Origin of the sequence: Halobacillus litoralis (assembly GCF_020171725.1) — a bacterium.
Lineage (GTDB): Bacteria > Bacillota > Bacilli > Bacillales > Halobacillaceae > Halobacillus > Halobacillus litoralis_F.
Window position 1 is genome coordinate 275717 of the sequence record NZ_JAIVAJ010000002.1, and the last position, 18505, is coordinate 294221.

Consider the following 18505-nt stretch of genomic DNA (forward strand, 5'->3'; position numbering starts at 1 on the left):
TTTATTCATGGAGAAATGGCTGCAAACGTTCAAATGGAAGAAACCTTCCTTTAAGCCTGCTTTGCCAAAACGCAAGAGTTTTACTAATTGGTCCCTTCAAGCTCGATTATCGTTCATTATTTGTATTATGTTTGCTTGTACAATTGGGCTTATCAGCTTTTTTTCTTATACAAATGCAAAAGACAGTCAAGTGAGTTTGGTTGAGGATCGCTTGGAACGTGAGCTTATTATGGCACAGGATGTTGCAGAGCAACTGATGTACGCCTTCGTTGGAGATAAAAATGAGTTCGAAACACGGATGGAAGGATATTCGAACTCTCAGCAGGCCGAACTGGTTCAAGACGGCCTCAGTACCCAAGCATACATAATTAATGAAGAAGGAGTCTTCTCCTATCCTGAGAAGGAGAAGCTCGACAGCTTTCCTCAAAGTTTCTCAGATAAAGTATTATCAGATGAGAAAGGTACGGTTACCCAGCAGCTTGACGGAAATTCATACGTCTTTTCTTATGCACCTGTACAAGAGCTGCAGAGTGTCTATATGCTTAGAATACCGGAAGAGGACTTTATGTCTGGAGTAAACCAATTGGCGGTTTATAATCTTCTATTAGGCGGAGCGGCTCTTCTCATTGTAGGAGTTACAATCTTCCTGCTGATTGGAAAAGTGGTAAGCCCATTGAAAAAAATGCAGTCCATCATGTTGAAGGCGAGGCAGGGAATTTTGGAAGACGCGACAGACATTCAAACAAGCCTGCCGGAAATTCAATCCTTGAAAAAGAGCTATCAGGAGTTAATTCAAACCATTGCATCCATATTGAGTTCACTGCAAGGAGCTGTGGATCAGCTGGAGAATGGAGGAAAGCAGATCGAGGATTCATCTACAGGCTTAAAAGAATCACAGTCTGGAGTGAAAGAAGAAGTTCATTCCGTCGCAGAGGGCAGTCGCCGAACGAATGAACTGATGGGAAAACAGGGTGATGTATTCGCTGAGTTGCATGAAGTGTTTGAAAGTCTGCGTGACACGTTGCAGCAAATGTATGAAAAGCAGGATGATATGAATGATGCTGTATCATCGGGGACTGAAGGAGTCCGTAAGATCGAAGTGTCGTTCGATGGTTTCCGCTCGGAACTGCAGGAGATGACGTCCAGAGTTGATTCGTTCCAAAACTATATGAACACCATACAGGATTCCGGCACAAAAATTCAGGACATCGCGGAACAGACTAGAATGCTTGCATTGAATGCATCCATTGAAGCTGCAAGAGCCGGGGAAAGAGGCAAAGGCTTTGCTGTAGTCGCAGCTGAAGTGCGTTTGTTGGCTGACCGATCTCGTGACGCTGCTCAGGATATCGATAAACGAATGACGGACGTATTAGAAATGGGACAGTATTTTGCGGATCAATTCACGCAGCTTGAGCATGAAATTCATGCACAGAAAAGGGAGATGATTGTCTCAAAGCAGGCTTTCTCCAACGTTTCGAATGGAATGAGTACTTTTAATGACCTCTTAAACCTTTCCAAATCACGATTACAGAATGGAGAAAGAGTGATGCCTCAAATGAAGGATGTGTTAGAGGGGATGAAAGAAGTGACAGAACGCCAGTCCCTTTCAACAGAAAGACTTCTTGAAGCGACAGATGAACAAGAGCATCGAATGGATCACTTTGATGAATTTTCAAGAGGATTAGTCGCCTTGACCCAGGAACTGTCCGGACTGATTGCATCCAACCAGTGGAGGGAGGAACCCCGCCCTTCATATGAAGAAAAACAACCGAAACTTAATCGTACTGCTTCATAAACTAAAGCACTTCCACCTGGTGGGGGTGCTTTTTGATTCCAAATAAAAGTATAGAAAAGGGATTTTTTCAGAACATATAGAGTAGCGGGAAACATAGATCTATGATGCACGTTTAAATGGAATGTAAATTTAATGTTAAGATTGTCGAATTCCCTTTGCATATGTAGAATTTATCGTTAATAATGGTAGAGGTGTTTTAAACAAAGAGATGACACTAAAGATTAACTTGATTAACTTGGATGAGAAGGGATGGAGATGAATTGGAAATTAATGTGCAACAGATGATATTTGAATTCATCGGTGGACTTGGTATTTTCCTATTTGGTCTTAAGTATATGGGAGATGGGTTACAAAAAGTTGCCGGTGACAGGTTGAGAGAACTGCTCGATCGATTTACAAGCAATCCACTAATGGGTGTAATCGCTGGTGCGGTTGTGACGATCCTTGTTCAAAGTAGTTCGACAACAACAGTATTAACCGTCGGTCTTGTCAATGCAGGGTTTATGACATTCAGGCAAGCCATCGGTGTCATTATGGGTGCTAACATTGGTACGACGTTTACAGCATTTATAATTGGTATTGATGTGAAAGAGTATGGACTACCTATTCTGGCAGTAGGTGCGTTCCTGATCTTCTTCTTTAAGAATAAAAAAGCTACAAATATTGGTCAGACTGTTTTCGGATTGGGCGCACTATTCTTTGGACTCGAGACGATGAGTGGAGGGATGAAGCCTCTTCGTTCATTAGAAGCTTTCCAAGAGTTGACGGTTAGTATGAGTAACAACCCGATTCTTGGAGTTGTGATCGGAACATTATTCACAGTCATCGTTCAAAGTTCCAGTGCGACGATTGGTATCCTGCAGGAGCTTTCCAGTGAAGGCCTTATTTCACTGCAAGCGGGACTGCCCGTCTTGTTCGGTGATAACATCGGTACGACGATCACGGCCGTTATTGCAGCAATCGGAGCGAGTGTAGGTGCGAAACGTGCAGCATTCGTACACGTTATTTTCAATATACTAGGTGCCGTCGTCTTCTTAATCTTACTGCGGCCATTCACCGCCTATGTGGAGTGGCTCCAAGGTGCACTTGGGCTTCAGCCTGAAATGACCATTGCATTCGCACACGGATCCTTCAACATTGCGAACACGATTGTTCAATTCCCGTTTATTGCTGTGCTTGCCTGGATTGTTGTGAAGCTGGTACCGGGTGAAGAGTCGCTGGTCGACTCTAAACCACAGCATTTAGACAGTATTTTCATCGAACAGTCTCCGGCACTTGCGCTGGATCAAGCGAAAGAAGAAGTCGTTCGAATGGGGCAGTATGCTTACAAAGGGCTGGAAGAATCAAGTCTTTACTTGAATAACAAGCAGCAAAAGCACTCTGAGATTGCCCTGCAGGTGGAGGAAGCTCTAAACAACTTAGACCGTAAGATCACGGACTACCTTGTTGAACTTTCATCTGCTTCCCTAACAGATGAGGAGAGTCACAAACACTCTGCCTTGATGGACTCTGTTCGTGATTTTGAACGAATCGGAGATCACTTTGAAAATATCATTGAGCTCATTGACTATAAAAACTCAAATAAAGTGAATTTGACTGAACAGGCTATGGAAGACTTGAACACCATGTTCGACCTAGCGTTAATGACTGTAAAACAAGCTACAAAAGCACTTGAAAACATGGACCGTGAAGAAGCGCTAGCCGTTGTCCAAAAAGAGAACGAACTGGACCGTATGGAACGCAGCTATCGTAAGAAGCACATCATTCGTCTGAATGAGGGTGTATGTACGGGACAAGCAGGTATTGTATTTGTAGATATGATCAGTAACCTTGAACGTATCGGGGACCACGCTGTCAACATTGCTGAAGAAGTACTAGGAGAGAAAGAAAGCCTGTAAGATGTGAAAACAAGAGTCGGCTCGTTGCTGACTCTTGTTTTTTCTTTGGGCATAGAATCACTCTTAGAGATCTTTAATGAAATAGAGGGTGAAATATTTAAGGCAGTGAGCAAAAACCCCTTGCATGGAACCATGGAAAATGCTATATTATTTTTGTCGCAAAAAACGAGGCGCTGTACTTCAGATGAATTATTAAAAAAGTGTTGACGAAAGATTGTGCAGATGTTATATTAATAAATGTCGCTTCAAGCGATTTACTTCATATGGCGGTGTAGCTCAGCTGGCTAGAGCGTACGGTTCATACCCGTGAGGTCGGGGGTTCGATCCCCTCCGCCGCTACTTTTATTTCTTACATATTGACAAACATGGCGGTTGTGGCGAAGTGGTTAACGCACCTGATTGTGGTTCAGGCATTCGTGGGTTCGATTCCCATCAGCCGCCCCATGTGGACCCTTAGCTCAGCTGGTTAGAGCTATCGGCTCATAACCGATCGGTCGCAGGTTCGAGTCCTGCAGGGTCCACCACATCGTAACACGGAGGAGTACTCAAGTTTGGCTGAAGAGAGCGGTCTTGAAAACCGCCAGGGGGTTAACGCCCCGCGGGGGTTCGAATCCCTCCTCCTCCGCCATTACATATCTGATGTGCAGAAAGAGTAAGGAGCAGCAAAGAAAACATTACAAGAAATACTTTTAAATGGCTCGGTAGCTCAGTCGGTAGAGCAACGGACTGAAAATCCGTGTGTCGGCGGTTCGATTCCGTCCCGAGCCACTTCTCAAAAGCAAGCCTAACAGGGTTTGCTTTTTTTGTATTGAAAAATGGGGAGGTGTAAACTTTTGCGCACTCGAAGAGGGGGTCCCTGTTAGAAAAGGACGTTTTATTTTCTGGTATAAGGGAATCCATAATATCGGGAGCAGGTTAGTTTTCACCAATTCCTGTTGCAAATTAGTTGCAAGTCATTTTTCGGTTTGATAATGTAAAATTAAGAAGTCGTGTAAAGACGCTTCTGGTTTTACATATTACATTTAAGGAGGAGTAATACCATGGCAAAATTTGAACTACCTGAACTACCTTATGCTTATGACGCATTAGAACCAACTATCGATAAGGAAACAATGAATATCCACCATACGAAGCACCACAACGGCTACGTAACGAAGCTGAACAATGCACTTGAAGGACATGCGGATCTTCAAGACAAATCTCTTGAGGAACTGCTAGCAGATAACCTGGCTGTAGTACCTGAAGATATTAAAACAGCTGTTCGTCGTAACGGTGGCGGTCACTCCAACCACAGCCTGTTCTGGACAATCATGTCCCCGAACGGTGGCGGAGAACCAACTGGTGACCTAGCTTCTAAAATCAACGATACATTCGGAAGCCTTGACGCGTTCAAGGAGAAATTCGAAACAGCTGCTAAAGGCCGTTTCGGTTCCGGATGGGCTTGGTTAGTCGTGAATAACGGTGAACTTGAAGTGACAGATACACTTAACCAGGATTCTCCGATCATGGAAGGTAAAACTCCAATCCTTGGTCTTGACGTATGGGAGCACGCTTACTACCTGAACTATCAAAACCGTCGTCCTGATTATGTTTCAGCATTCTGGAATGTAGTGAACTGGGATGAAGTAGCAAAGCGTTTCGACGCAGCTAAATAATTGTACAAAAGGAACACGGCTAATGCCGTGTTCTTTTTTTGTTCTATTTCAGCAACCTGTTGAATGGCTTTTATCCGTATATCTCTTTTTGTTCTGCCTACACTAAGAAGGAACGAAAAGGAGACATGTTTATGGTGAGTAAGCTGCGTGCGTGGTTACGCCACGAAAATGTATCAAAGGATTTGTTGCTGCTACTATTAATTGGAGGCCTTTACTCCCTAGGTATTTTCTTGTCGAGTACGTTCGTGAACATATATTTATGGAAACAATCAAACAGCTATACAGATATTGCGTTGTATAATATGAGTATTTACATTTTACAGCCCATTACGTTTATCTTCGCAGGTAAAATGGCTAAACGGGTAGACAGAGTGATCGTATTAAGAGCTGGAGTGACCGTGTTGTCGATATTCTTTCTTACCGTCCTATTGGTAGGGGAGAATGCAGCGACGTTCAATATTATGCTGGGAGCCTTGTTGGGGATTGGGTATGGGTTTTACTGGCTTGCTTATAATGTGTTGACCTTTGAGATCACTGAGCCCGATACCCGTGATTTTTTCAATGGTTTTCTAGGTGTCCTTCAGTCGCTGGGAGGGATGACGGGGCCGCTGCTTGCCGGCTTTGTCATTTCACGTCTTGATAACTTCACAGGCTATACGGTCATTTTTGCTGTTTCGTTCGGGTTGTTTATCGTGGCTGTTATTGTCAGCTTCGGTCTTTCAAAAAGGAAAGCAACGGGTACATTCTCATTTAAGCGTATCATCCATGAGCGGAATCACAACATCAACTGGAAACGCATTACGAACGCTCATATCTCTCAAGGGTTCCGGGAGGGGACATTTCTCTTTGCTGTCTCCATTTGGATTTTCCTAATGACACAGGATGAGCTTTCCATTGGGTTGTTCAACTTGGTGTACTCTGGTTTTTCTTTTTTGTTTTATTTCCTCGTCAGCCGTGTAGTGAAACCAAATCGCAGGAAGAAAGCGATTCTTTTTGCAGGACTGATCTTGTATTTGAACGTGCTGTTGTTACTGATGACTTACAACATGCCTCTCTTATTGATTTATGGAGCTGTAGGAGGAATTTTCTTCCCTCTATTTTACGTCCCGTATCTCTCCCTCACTTATGATGTGATCGGAAAGGCGTGGAACGCAGGAGAGATGAGGGTGGAATACATTGTCGTCCGAGAGATCTTCTTGAACAGCGGTCGGGTACTTTCGATTGCCATCTTTCTATTGGCGATTTCTTTCATTCAGCCGGAATCGGGGATTCCGTATATTCTGCTTCTCGTCGGTGGTGGGCACTTTGTTGCGTATTTCTTCATTCGTCGCATCGATACGAAAGCGATGCAGCCTTCACACAATTGAAACTTTCTCTCCTCGACTCTCGTCTATTCTTATAAGGAAATCCGTTGTATAATATAGAAAGAATGGAGAAACAGGGGAGAGAAATTATGGGTAAGGATAAAAAGCAGAAACAGCAGAAAAAGAAATCACATCTTCCTTTCCGCTTGAATGTCGTATTTTTTGTGGTTTTCCTTTTATTTGCAGCTATCATACTTCAATTGGGAGTTGTACAGATCCTGAACGGAGAAGAAGCGCAAGAGGAAATCAACAGAACTGAAAATACAACTACGAACATTCCTGTGCCGAGAGGTGAAATGTACGATCGGTTCGGGCGTCCAATCGTTGAAAACAAGCCGCTCTATTCCATTACATATACACCACCAAAGGGTGTGCAGGCTGGCGATCGCCTCGAGCTTGCGGAAGAGCTGGCTGAATATATGGATATGCCATTTGAAAATAAATTGACGACACGAGACTTGAAAGAGTATTTCTTCTTGATGAATCGTGAAGATGTCATGGCGCGGGTAGCTGATGCATCTACAGAAGATCTGGATCCGGGTGAGGAATACCAAATGCAGCTGGACAGTATTGAAGAAGAAGAAATACAAAGTTACGATAACCAGACAAAAGAGATCATCGCGATCAAGAAGGAACTTGATAAAGCGTACGCACTTTCACCGCATATCGTTAAGAATGAAAATATTTCAGAGGAAGAATACGCCACAGTCGCAGAACACCTAGCTGTTCTACCTGGTGTAAACGTAACAGCGGACTGGGAAAGGAATTACCCTTTTGAGAACACCTTCCGTAGTTATATAGGAAGTATTACGTCACGGAATCAGGGTGTACCGAGGGATGATCTAGAATATTACATGTCTCTGGATTACAGCCGGAATGACCGCGTCGGCATAAGCGGACTGGAGCAACAATATGAAGAAGTGCTGAGAGGCACGAAAGAAAAGGTCCAATATATCACGGACACAGACAACAACGTAGTGGACTCGAAAGTTGTTCGTGAAGGCGAGCGTGGAAAGGACCTGGTTCTCTCTATTGATATGGAGCTGCAGCAGAAAGTCGATCAAATTGTAAGAGAAGAGCTCGCGGCAGCGATCGAGGCAGAGCCCTATGAGAACCGTAATGTAGAGAATTCGCTGGCGGTCGTATCAGATCCACAGACCGGGGAAGTACTGGCGATATCCGGTCAGCGATACAACCGGAATATCGAAAATGGAGAAAGCCGATTCACAGATGTATCCCACCAGGCGGTTTACAATGCCTACACACCTGGATCGACGGTGAAAGGGGCGACCATTCTGACTGGTTTGCATGAAGGAGCGATTACACCAGGTTTTGGAGTCAATGACCGAGATATTACCATCAATGGTGATTCAAAAGGATCATACACACCGAACATTGGATATGTAAACGACATCTCTTCTTTGCAGCAGTCTTCCAACGTTTATATGTTTTTCTTGGCGATGAGACTAGGGGGCGTATATGACGGTCGTTACGATAGACAGTATCTAGATTTAGAAGATGATACGTTCCAGAATTTTGTCTACAACTTTAACCAATTTGGTCTAGGTGTGAAAACAGGTCTCGATTTCCCTTACGAAAGTACGGGTGTTCAGGGGGATGTGCCTAAATATTCCGGTAACCTTCTCGACTTCTCAATCGGCCAGTACAGCTCCTATACACCGATGCAGCTGAACCAGTACGTTTCTACGATTGCTAATGGGGGCGACCGAGTCCAGCTCAGGTTAGTTAAGGAAATTCATGATCCTCCCGTGGATCGTGACAGCCTTGGTCCAGTATATAAAGATTATTCGCCGAATGTCTTGAACCAGGTTGAGATGGATCCGTCTTATATTGACCGTGTACAGGAAGGTTTCCGCCAAGTGTTCCAGACCCCACGTGGTACGGCAAGCAGTACATTCTCAAGCGAACCGTACGCCCAGTACCGCATGGCTGGTAAAACCGGAACAGCTCAGAGTACAAAGTGGGTTCCCTCTGATGATGGCGAGGGGTACCGACCGATCCGAAACCTTTTGAACAAAACATTGATTGGATATGCACCACATGATAACCCGGAGGTCGCTTTTTCTGTTATGACCCCGTATGTTGGGGAGAACGCAGACTCAACATTCAATGTCAGTAATAAGATCGGAGCAAGAATCGGTCAGGCTTACTTTGAACTGAAAGAGCAACGTGCTCAACAGAATCAAACCCAAGAAACGGAACAATAGAGAGTGGGAAAGAGTGATGCGCAATGGCGTGTCACTCTTTTTTTGCTATGCAAGAGGGTTTGCAACATTTTTTTCAACAAAATCCGCCAATTTACAAAACCTTAACGTTTCGTTTATATGTGATTAAAACTTCCCCTTTATTATATAAATTGTGAGTTGGTCAAGCCGTTGCTCACACAAACTTTGTACCTATAGGGGGAGAAAGAAATGAAAAACTTTAAAAGCTTAGCACTTATGCTTGCGTTCATCCTAGTAGTAGGAGTTCTAGCAGCATGTGGAGGATCTGATTCAGAAGAAGGAACAGGTTCTGAAGGGGAAGCAGCAACAGAGAATAGTGAAGCATCAGGTGATTCTGGTGAAACAAGTGAGGAAGGCGAAGCAGTTTCCGGACCAATCGCAATTGACGGTTCTTCAACTGTTTACCCGATTATGGAGTACCTTACTTATGAATACAGCCAAAACAACCCAGACGTTAACGCAACACTAAACAGTTCTGGTTCTGGTGGTGGATTCAAGAAATCTACTGTTGGTGAAATTGATCTTTCTAACGCATCTCGCCCGATTAAAGAAGAAGAACAGGCGCTTGCAGAAGAGAACGGCATTCAGCTTGAGCCACTTGAGCTAGCATACGACGGTTTGTCTGTTGTAGTATCTGCACAAAACGATTTCGTTGACAGTCTTTCTATCGAGCAGCTTCAACAAATCTTCCTAGAGTCTTCTGACGCTACAATGTGGTCAGACATCAACTCTGAGTGGCCTGAAGAGCCAATCGAAATCTTCAGCCCTGGTCACGATTCTGGTACATTTGACTACTTCAATGAAGTAATTCTTGAAGAAGAGCCTATGAAAGAAGGCGAAAACACAACACTTTCTGAAGATGATAACGTTCTAGTACGCGGAATTGAAAGCAACCCGAACGCAATCGGATTCTTCGGCTATGCATACTACGCTGAGAACTCTGACAACCTTAAAGTTCTTGGAATCCAAGACGGAGAAGGTTCTGAAGCAGTTAAGCCAAGCCCGGAAACGATTCAAGACGGTTCTTACACGCCACTTTCTCGTCCACTATTCACTTACGTTAACGTGAATGCTTACAAAGAGAAAGCACAAGTTCGCGACTTCGTTGAATATACGTTGAACAATGCTGGTAAAGCTGCTGAAAACGCTGGTTATGTAGCTCTTCCAGAAGAGAAGTATCAAGAGCAAATGGAAAAGGTCCAAGGTTGGGCTGAGTAAGTAACTTAGAAAATTGAAGCAAGGTGAGACTCCAACACAGTCTCACCTTGCGTTATGGATGAAAGGAGTTTTCAAAATGGACAAAGGTTTGCAAACAGAGGGAAAATTAAATGTCCAGAACATGATTGAAAAGAGAATGCAGACGAAAACTCTGGGACAGAGTCTCGAAAAAATTGTTCCGTGGTTTTTGTTGCTATGTGCGATTGTTAGTGTCTTAACAACCGTTGGAATTCTATTCACATTACTCCGTGAATCAATTGGATTCTTCTCAGAAGTATCAATCATCGATTTCTATACAGGTACAGAATGGTCTCCATGGAGTGGCTCTTTTGGAGTTGCCCCGCTAATTGGAGGGACGCTGCTTATTACGTTGATTGCAACGATTACAGCAGTGCCATTAGGACTTATGGCAGCTATTTTCTTGAGTGAGTATGCGAGCGATAAGGCAAGACGTATCATTAAGCCAATCTTGGAAGTCCTTGCAGGGATTCCGACAGTAGTTTACGGGTACTTTGCGCTTACGTTTGTGACACCGATTTTTCAAGCGATTATTCCAGACTTGGGGATTTTCAACGCATTAAGTGGTGGATTTGTCGTAGGGGTCATGATCATCCCTATGGTGGCATCCTTGTCTGAGGATGCAATGAACTCTGTTCCCAATGCTTTGCGTGAAGGGGCCTATGGATTAGGAGCGACAAAACATGAAGTGGTATTTAAAGTCGTATTACCAGCCGCATTTTCTGGTATTGTAGCTTCTATCGTTCTGGCGATCTCCCGTGCAATTGGTGAAACGATGATCGTTACCATTGCTGCAGGAGCTACCCCGAGCTTAACGTTCAACCCGACGGATTCAATTCAAACGATGACTGCCTTTATTGTACAGGCAGCAACAGGAGATACGTCATTCGGTTCAACGATTTACTATAGTTTATATGCTGTTGGTATCACATTGTTTATCTTCACATTAGGGATGAACTTGATTGCCCAGTATATTTCTCGTAAGTTTAGGGAGGAATACTGATGCTTGGACAAAGTGAACAAGGAATTATCAAACGCATGAATGGACGGATTCGTACGAACAGGATTTTGAAAGGATTGTTCTTCTTAGCAACAACCTTTGCTCTTGTTTTTCTGGTTCTTCTATTCTATCGCGTATTGACTCAAGGAATTGGTTATTTAAATTGGAGCTACATTACAAGCTTCCCTGCTCCGTATCCAGAAGAAGCAGGAATTTGGCCGGGAATCGTCGGTTCCATCTATATGATGGTCATCGTCGCGATTGTCTCCGTAATCATCGGAGTATCAACAGCCATTTATCTAGAAGAGTATGCCAGCAAAAATAAGTTCACCGATTTCATCCGAGTGAACATTCAGAACCTCGCTGGAGTTCCATCTATTGTGTTCGGTTTATTAGGACTCACGTTCTTCGTTTACATGTTCAACTTCGGCTACACGTTGATCGCTGGTGGATTGACGATGGCGCTGTTGATTCTTCCTGTCATCGTCGTAGCAGCACAGGAAGCGATTCGCTCAGTCCCATCTGAAATTAAAGAAGCTTCTTACGGAATGGGCGCTTCTAAATTACAAACCATTGGTCGTGTTATTTTACCTGCTTCCATTCCAGGAATTCTTACAGGTACAATTATTGCGCTATCAAGAGCAATCGGAGAAACAGCTCCTCTGATTATCGTAGGAGCGGCAACAGCGATCTACACGCTACCAGACTCTGTACTTGCAAAGTACACCGTCATGCCGATTCAAGTTTACAAATGGACAAGTCGACCTCAGGAAGAATGGCAGTTCGTTGCAGGCGCAGGAATTATCGTGTTGCTTGTCGTCTTACTTCTAATGAATTCAATCGCCGTGTTAATCCGAAATAAATATCAACGTCGACTATAAAATTGGATGAGGAGGGTTTCGTAATGAACGAAACTATGGAGAAACAACAAAAAGCAAATGTAGCCATCGAGTCAAAAGGTAAAGAAAATAGAGAGAATAAGACGAACGGTGCTGCTGAAGGAAATCATGTGTTTGAAGTTGAAGACTTGAATCTCTGGTACGGTTCTGATCAAGCTCTTTATGAGATCAACATGCAAGTTCCTGAACGCCAAGTAACAGCGATCATTGGACCTTCTGGCTGTGGTAAGTCGACATTCCTGAAGACATTGAACCGTATGGTCGAAATGGTTCCTATTGTAAAGACATCTGGAGATATCAAATACCGTGGTGACCATATCTTTGCAAACAATTTTAAGCAGGAATACCTTCGTGCAAAAGTTGGGATGGTGTTCCAGAAGCCGAACCCATTCCCTAAATCTGTTTATGATAACGTAGCCTACGGTCCACGTGTTCACGGAATCAAAGATAAGAAGACGCTTGACCAAATTGTAGAGAAAAGTCTTAAGGATGCAGCAATCTGGGACGAACTGAAAGATCGTTTGAACGAGAATGCCTATGGACTTTCCGGTGGTCAGCAGCAGCGTGTTTGTATCGCTCGCGCTCTCGCTGTTGAGCCTGATGTGATTTTGATGGACGAGCCGACTTCTGCACTTGACCCAATTTCTACTGCGAAAGTGGAAGAGTTAGTTCAAGAGTTGAAGAAGAAATACAGCATCATTATCGTGACACACAACATGCAGCAAGCAGCACGTATTTCTGATAAAACTGCTTTCTTCTTGAACGGTGAGCTTATCGAATTCGCTGAAACAGACAACTTGTTCCAAAACCCTCAAGATAAGCGGACAGAAGACTATATTACAGGACGCTTTGGTTAATCGTTGAGGGAGGTGTAATGGTGTCTACAAGAACCCAATTTACGGAAGAACTTTTGCAACTGAAACAGCAGATTAAAGATTTAGCAATTGATACGAAATATTCGCTCGATACTGCGATTCATCTTCTTTATGAATTTGACGTAGAGCGGGCGAAGCGGTTGATCGAGGATGACGCCGATATTGATGCGCGTGAAGAACAAATCAACGACGATGCCGTTCTTATGATTGCCAAGCAGCAGCCTGTTGCCAGCGATTTAAGACGTTTGGTCAGTGCTATTAAGATTTCTTCAGATATCGAACGCATGGCAGACCATTCTACAAACATCGCGAAGGCAACCATTCACTTAGGGGAGAAACACAACATCGAGATTGATCCTGAACTTCGTGAAATGGCTGTCATCGCCATGGACATGGTGGATCTTGCCGTTAAGGCATTCGAGTATGAAGACATCAGTTTGGCTAACAAGCTTGCTGAGATGGATGATCTTGTAGATGAAAAGTATGGGGAAGTCGTCAAGCAGATGCTTGAGCTTACCGCGATCAACCCAGAACAAATCCAGCATATTATGCAGGTCGCTTATGTAGCCCGTTATATTGAACGCTATGCAGACCACATCACCAATATTGGAGAAAATATCTTCTACTTGGTGAAGGGGAAAGCGTACGACTTGAATAAATGATTGCAGACTAAACAAGGCAGAAGCTCCAACCGGAGCTTCTGCCTTTTGTCTTTATACTGGAATTAGAGCATTCATTATTTAGACGTAATCGCCTGTGCCATTTCACTTAAAGTCATATCAGATCGAATGGTTGCCTGACCAACTTGAATAAAGCGGCTGTAATCGTTCACGACCATGTACTGTTCGAGCGTCTCGGCTTCGTCAATCAAACCGGCGTTGGCAAGCTTTTGGCTGATGTCCTCAGATGTCGTCCCCGGTACAATGTCTAATGTGTACACGTAAATCTCCTGTACTTGATCTGCTTGATGTTGATCAGGTTCAGAGGGTTCAGGTTGTGATGGCTCTTTAAGGGATTGTACGTCTTGCTGAGTAAGGACACGATACCCGTCCTCTTCGATTTGTTGGATCATTTCTTCTGTTCCCATTGCATCAACGGGTTCTGCTGGCGCAGGAAGTTCAGGTTCTTCTAAATAGTACGTAATACCGAGGATCGTTGTTGCGGTCAGCAGTCCGAGGGAAAACGAGCGCACAGTATGTTTCATAGGTGAGCCCCCTGGGATTTCCATTGTTCGATGAATGCATGAATGTCGTCTTCATCAAGACCTGTTTGTCTTGCTATGTAATTGGGCTTGTACCCTTTTTGATACATGGAATAGATTGTGTCGACCACTGATTCAGAAGAGGGTTTCTGCTGCTTCATGATCTCACCTGTCAGGTCTTCGGCCAAAAGCTCTTCTTCTAGGACTTTCAATTTTTGGCTGGTTTGGTAATTAGACTGCATCATTTCCATCGAAAGCTGTTCCACTTGATCCTCGAGCTGCTTCATTTTGCTGCTCATGAAAAAGGACAGGATGAATAATAGAATGGAAACGGATAATAGCGTAGTGATGACATAGATCACGAATTTTCACTCCTAACTTGTGTCATGTTTATTTATATCATAGAATAGAAGCTGTGACTATGTAGATTCTGTGGTTTTTACGTCAAGAATACACTTGAAAGAGCGGCTTAATTTTGTTATTATAGTTAAGTCTGATAATGTGAATAAAAGACGTGAAACCATTGAACAAGATTTGGAGGGATAACCAATGCGTGTAAATATTACACTTGCTTGCACTGAAACTGGTGACCGCAATTATATTTCTACAAAAAATAAGCGTACAAACCCTGAGCGTCTAGAGCTTATGAAATACAGCCCACGCCTAGGTAAGCACACGCTTCACCGCGAAACGAAGTAAAACAGTAGGGATTCTCCTACTGTTTTTTTTATACCTGAAAACCGACGACTTTCAAATCAAATGGAGGGATCTAATGAAGAAGCAGGAATTACGAAGGAGTTCTCAGCATCTTTTGAAGAGTGGGAGTAGAGAGACGAGGGATGAAATCGAGTGTTTGCAGCAGCGGCATTTATTTGAAAGCAAGTTGTGGCAGCAAGCCCGAATCATTGGAACGACCATGTCTCAAGGGTTTGAATGGGATACGAAGAATATCATACATAGAGGGTGGGATGAAGGAAAGTACATGGCTTTACCGAAATGCTCCCCTAAGGATAAACGGATGCAGTTCTATCAAATCGATCATTTCGATCAGCTTGAGACCGTCTATTTCGGGTTGCGGGAACCCGATCCTTCAAAAACAACCTATGTAAGACAGGAGGAAATAGACCTTCTATTAGTTCCTGGATTGTTGTTCAACAGCAGAGGGTACCGTCTTGGTTTTGGAGGCGGGTTCTATGACCGGTTCCTTTCAACATATGACGGGGTGACGATGATGATCGCCTCCGAGGCTCAAAGGAATGAGGAGATTCCTGTTGAAGCGTTTGACCTGCCTGTCCAATACATTCTGACCGAGAAAGGCATTCAACGGACTGACGGAAGATGAGCGCGTCTCGTGGGATGTACATGCATAAAGGCTGAGGATGAGACAAAACCTATCTATAAAATCTTCAGGAAAATGAGGTGGGTTTCTTATGAAAGGAATCAATTGGATGGTTGCAATAGGGGCTGCATTAATCGGGGCGTACCGGTTTCGGTATCGTTTGATCAACACAGCCTCCTCCTATCCTTTACTTCGAAAAGCATTGGTCCGGTTAACGATGAATATTCCTTATTTGAGAAAGAAACTGTTAGGTCACATGTTTCAAAGTAGATAAACGGGGAGCTGTCATTGAGATATGACAGCTTTTTTTGTGCAGAAAAGAACCAAAAGCCAGGGAGATAAACTCAGTGTCACAGCTTGCTGTCATACCGACCATCTGAATGGCGGGGGTGTCTTGTTCCGTGCTATGATGATGAAAACAGAGGGGGAAGCGTGAGTGTTTGTTGATCAAAGTTATTATTATTGGAAATTTACTTATGAGCTGGTAGTGGTTCACGACTTCCAAGTCCTCCACATCGATACAGAGGGACAGGAAGTGTGGCTTGAGAAAGAGCGGAATTGGAAAACAGAAGTGATCCGGTTGCGGCAGACGCAAATGAACTGGAGCAACGAGTTAAAGCGTGATCTGCTCATGCTTCAACAGCAAATTAAGAAGAACCGTCAAGTGTTCCAGGGCGGAAAGGTTACGGTTCACAACGTTTATGTTTCCGAGTTTCCGCCAGTCGATGACTGGCAGCGGACTCTCGATGAGCTGCCAGAGGAAAAGTCTACGATTCATGTCTATTATATGGCTGATGAAACGAAAGCAGATGAAAGAAAGAGACTATACAATGCGTTCGATCTGAATGAGCCGGAGTTTGAACAGGATCCCTCGTCGGAAGAGAAAGAGGCGATGATCCCTTACCTTCAGCAACAGATTATGACGAGAGAACGTCAAAGGAGAAAAGAAGCGGAATCCGTTTTTCAATTCGGTAAACCGAGAATTACCTATTTACTCTTGGCTTTGAATATTTTCATTTTCTTATATATTGAAATGAGGGCTGATACGACAAATGTCGAAACCCTGATTCAGTACGGAGCGAAATATAACCCTGCGATTCTTGACGGAGAGTGGTGGAGAATCGTGTCTTCCATGTTCCTTCATATTGGAACGCTTCATATTATTATGAATATGCTTGCTTTATTTTATCTAGGTACAGCCGTCGAAAGAATTTACGGAACATGGAGGTTTACCTTCATTTATTTCTTAGCCGGAGTCTTCGGTGGGCTGGCAAGCTTTATGCTGAATCCGTCTGTAGCCGCTGGAGCGTCAGGAGCCATTTTCGGATTGTTTGGTGCTTTGTTGTTTTTCGGCGTGCAGAATCGTCAACTGTTTTTCCGCACGATGGGATGGAACCTGCTTTTTGTGATCGGGCTGAACATTGCATTCGGGCTCCTCGTGCCGCAGGTGGACAACGGGGCTCACGTTGGTGGGTTGATTGGCGGCTTTCTCGCTTCTGCCTTGGTGAACCTACCAAAGAGAAAAAATGCAGGCGTGCAGTCGATTGCGCTGGTTCTGTACAGTGTGTTCCTTGGAGCGATGGTGTACTTGGGGATGAACAGCACCTTCAATGATGGACAGTCGTTCGCGCAAATTCAGGAAACACAGCAGCTGAACCAGGAAGGTGAATTCGAGCAGGTCATATCGATGACGAGTGATTCAATTGAAGAGGGGGGAGATTTCGAGGCCCCTTTACGATTCAACCGTTCCTATGCCTATATCCAGCTTGGTGAGATCGCTCAAGCAAAGGAGGACTTGCTCCGTGTAGTGGAATTATCTCCTGACATGGCAGAGGCGCATTACAATTTAGCGATTTTATACAGACAGGAAGGAGAACTCGACAAAGCAGCTGACCACGCTGGAACAGCTGCTGAGTTGAATCCGGAGAACGAAGACTTCACCCGATTGGAGGAAGAGCTTTCCTCTTAGTAATATTGAATAAGCTGATGTTTTTTACCCGTATCATCTTCAAATAGGACCATCAGGTGCTTCCCGTTCTTGTCGAATAACACAACAGGCATATAACTCTGAATCGGGTGTTTCGACGAAGTGTCTGATATGCCTGTTATGTAGTTTTTGTAAAGCCCTTCCCATAATTGCCCGAGGATCCGGTCTGACTCTCCCTCTGGCGTATTCGGGAGGGGTTTTTCATTGTATTTCGCAAGATCAGTAAGAGCGATGGCTGTGTATTTGTTCTGTGGAATTTGGTAATGTTCAAATAAGTGCTGCCACTGAGCTTTCACTTGTTGGGATATGCTGTGGTCGAGCCTTTCCTTCCATTCCTTTTCTTCTTCGTTCTTTGCCTTTTTAAAAGATGAACGCTTCGTGTGCGGGGAATCGATGACGTACAACAAATCGTGAGATGTAGCTTGTATGCTTCGGATCGGCTCTTCGCCACGGTGAATTTCCCCGTGGTGGAAAGTGATCGCCTCATACTTCTGGCTGTCTTCTCCGTGTAGTTTACTGCTTTTTTGTATCTCCTGAACGTTTTCTTCCCACTTATTCATAATGCCTTTTAAACGGCCGTTTACGTACAGTAGAGAAACGTCCTGTCTTAAATACTGGGTTTGGTCGCTTTTGGAGTACATGTCCCAAACCACTTCATACTCATCCTCATCGGATTGCCCTTCAAAACTCAAGTCTGTCTCAAAAGAGGTGAAACCACTCATCGGGTCGAGTGGAAAGTACTTGATGACATCCATCTCCTTCGTGTGTTGGAGAAAATAAAGAAAGACGACAAAAATGAATAGTGAGCCTGTAAGCCCGTATAACACAACTCGGTTCATGTTTCCATCCCCTTACCGTGATAACAATACGTTGGTACTATAGGTATGACACTTCACTCCTGTACATGCTGATTCTTCAAAGAAAGTGTATGTTTTTTCAATTAAGGAAGAAGATAGGGATAAGGAGGGAGTCTAGTGAGCGAAGAAAAGCAACCGGTATTTAAACAATAT

At 43.9% G+C, this 18505-nt stretch carries 18 protein-coding genes and 5 tRNA genes; 20 read left to right on the forward strand and 3 right to left on the reverse strand.

The window, feature by feature from the left end; all coding sequences use genetic code 11:
• Window positions 1–7: 7 nt before the first annotated feature.
• The 15 genes from LCM20_RS05655 (at window position 8) to phoU (ending at window position 13630) form a co-directional block, all read left to right on the forward strand.
• Window positions 8–1795, forward strand: coding sequence for a methyl-accepting chemotaxis protein (locus LCM20_RS05655; protein ID WP_225194456.1), 1788 nt, complete (start codon window positions 8–10; stop codon window positions 1793–1795).
• A 239-nt stretch (window positions 1796–2034) separates the two neighbouring features.
• A complete protein-coding gene (locus LCM20_RS05660) occupies window positions 2035–3693 on the forward strand; it encodes a Na/Pi cotransporter family protein (RefSeq protein ID WP_412097981.1) in 1659 nt (552 codons plus the stop codon).
• 265 nt (window positions 3694–3958) lie between these two features.
• Window positions 3959–4032, forward strand: a tRNA-Met gene (locus LCM20_RS05665).
• Window positions 4033–4061: 29 nt separating this feature from the next.
• A tRNA-His gene (locus LCM20_RS05670) sits at window positions 4062–4137 on the forward strand.
• 3 nt (window positions 4138–4140) lie between these two features.
• A tRNA-Ile gene (locus tag LCM20_RS05675) sits at window positions 4141–4217 on the forward strand.
• Window positions 4218–4228: 11 nt separating this feature from the next.
• Window positions 4229–4321, forward strand: a tRNA-Ser gene (locus LCM20_RS05680).
• Window positions 4322–4388: 67 nt separating this feature from the next.
• A tRNA-Phe gene (locus LCM20_RS05685) sits at window positions 4389–4461 on the forward strand.
• Between the two features lie 272 nt (window positions 4462–4733).
• Window positions 4734–5348 (forward strand): superoxide dismutase, encoded by a 615-nt coding sequence (locus tag LCM20_RS05690; protein WP_225194457.1) that lies wholly within the window; start codon window positions 4734–4736, stop codon window positions 5346–5348.
• Between the two features lie 131 nt (window positions 5349–5479).
• Entirely contained in the window at window positions 5480–6715 is a 1236-nt protein-coding gene (locus LCM20_RS05695; RefSeq protein WP_225194458.1) for an MFS transporter, read from the forward strand.
• Between the two features lie 86 nt (window positions 6716–6801).
• A complete protein-coding gene (locus tag LCM20_RS05700) occupies window positions 6802–8940 on the forward strand; it encodes a peptidoglycan D,D-transpeptidase FtsI family protein (RefSeq protein WP_225194459.1) in 2139 nt (712 codons plus the stop codon).
• Window positions 8941–9147: 207 nt separating this feature from the next.
• A complete protein-coding gene (locus LCM20_RS05705; RefSeq protein WP_225194460.1) occupies window positions 9148–10176 on the forward strand; it encodes a PstS family phosphate ABC transporter substrate-binding protein in 1029 nt (342 codons plus the stop codon).
• Between the two features lie 76 nt (window positions 10177–10252).
• A complete protein-coding gene (pstC, locus tag LCM20_RS05710; protein WP_225194461.1) occupies window positions 10253–11197 on the forward strand; it encodes a phosphate ABC transporter permease subunit PstC in 945 nt (314 codons plus the stop codon).
• On the forward strand, window positions 11197–12075 hold the full coding sequence (gene pstA / locus LCM20_RS05715) for a phosphate ABC transporter permease PstA (RefSeq protein WP_225194462.1): 879 nt from the start codon (window positions 11197–11199) through the stop codon (window positions 12073–12075). The genes pstC and pstA overlap by 1 nt, the downstream gene beginning before the upstream one ends.
• A complete protein-coding gene (pstB, locus tag LCM20_RS05720) occupies window positions 12072–12950 on the forward strand; it encodes a phosphate ABC transporter ATP-binding protein PstB (protein ID WP_412097987.1) in 879 nt (292 codons plus the stop codon). Before pstA ends, pstB begins: the two co-directional genes overlap by 4 nt.
• 17 nt (window positions 12951–12967) lie before the next feature.
• On the forward strand, window positions 12968–13630 hold the full coding sequence (phoU, locus tag LCM20_RS05725; RefSeq protein ID WP_225194464.1) for a phosphate signaling complex protein PhoU: 663 nt from the start codon (window positions 12968–12970) through the stop codon (window positions 13628–13630).
• Window positions 13631–13704: 74 nt separating this feature from the next.
• Here the strand turns inward: phoU and LCM20_RS05730 are convergent, their stop codons facing one another.
• Window positions 13705–14172, reverse strand: coding sequence for a hypothetical protein (locus tag LCM20_RS05730; protein WP_225194465.1), 468 nt, complete (start codon window positions 14170–14172; stop codon window positions 13705–13707).
• Window positions 14169–14531: a hypothetical protein gene (locus tag LCM20_RS05735; RefSeq protein WP_225194466.1), complete on the reverse strand. Its 363-nt coding sequence runs from the start codon at window positions 14529–14531 to the stop codon at window positions 14169–14171. The genes LCM20_RS05730 and LCM20_RS05735 overlap by 4 nt, the downstream gene beginning before the upstream one ends.
• A gap of 187 nt (window positions 14532–14718) precedes the next feature.
• On the opposite strand from LCM20_RS05735, the gene rpmG reads away from it, so the two are divergent.
• The 5 genes from rpmG to LCM20_RS05755 all read left to right on the forward strand — a co-directional run bounded on the left by rpmG (window position 14719) and on the right by LCM20_RS05755 (window position 17477).
• Window positions 14719–14868: a 50S ribosomal protein L33 gene (gene rpmG / locus LCM20_RS05740; protein WP_225194467.1), complete on the forward strand. Its 150-nt coding sequence runs from the start codon at window positions 14719–14721 to the stop codon at window positions 14866–14868.
• 73 nt (window positions 14869–14941) lie between these two features.
• Entirely contained in the window at window positions 14942–15511 is a 570-nt protein-coding gene (locus tag LCM20_RS05745; RefSeq protein ID WP_225194468.1) for a 5-formyltetrahydrofolate cyclo-ligase, read from the forward strand.
• Window positions 15512–15599: 88 nt separating this feature from the next.
• Entirely contained in the window at window positions 15600–15782 is a 183-nt protein-coding gene (locus LCM20_RS05750; protein WP_225194469.1) for a hypothetical protein, read from the forward strand.
• Window positions 15783–15818: 36 nt separating this feature from the next.
• Window positions 15819–15944 carry a hypothetical protein gene (locus tag LCM20_RS20050; RefSeq protein ID WP_263621959.1) on the forward strand — a complete coding sequence of 42 codons (126 nt, stop codon included), beginning with the start codon at window positions 15819–15821 and terminating at the stop codon, window positions 15942–15944.
• On the forward strand, window positions 15945–17477 hold the full coding sequence (locus tag LCM20_RS05755; protein ID WP_225194470.1) for a rhomboid family intramembrane serine protease: 1533 nt from the start codon (window positions 15945–15947) through the stop codon (window positions 17475–17477).
• On the opposite strand, the gene LCM20_RS05760 is transcribed toward LCM20_RS05755, so the two are convergent.
• Window positions 17474–18334 (reverse strand): hypothetical protein, encoded by an 861-nt coding sequence (locus tag LCM20_RS05760; RefSeq protein ID WP_225194471.1) that lies wholly within the window; start codon window positions 18332–18334, stop codon window positions 17474–17476. The two genes, LCM20_RS05755 and LCM20_RS05760, sit on opposite strands and share 4 nt — an antisense overlap.
• Window positions 18335–18505 lie beyond the last annotated feature (171 nt).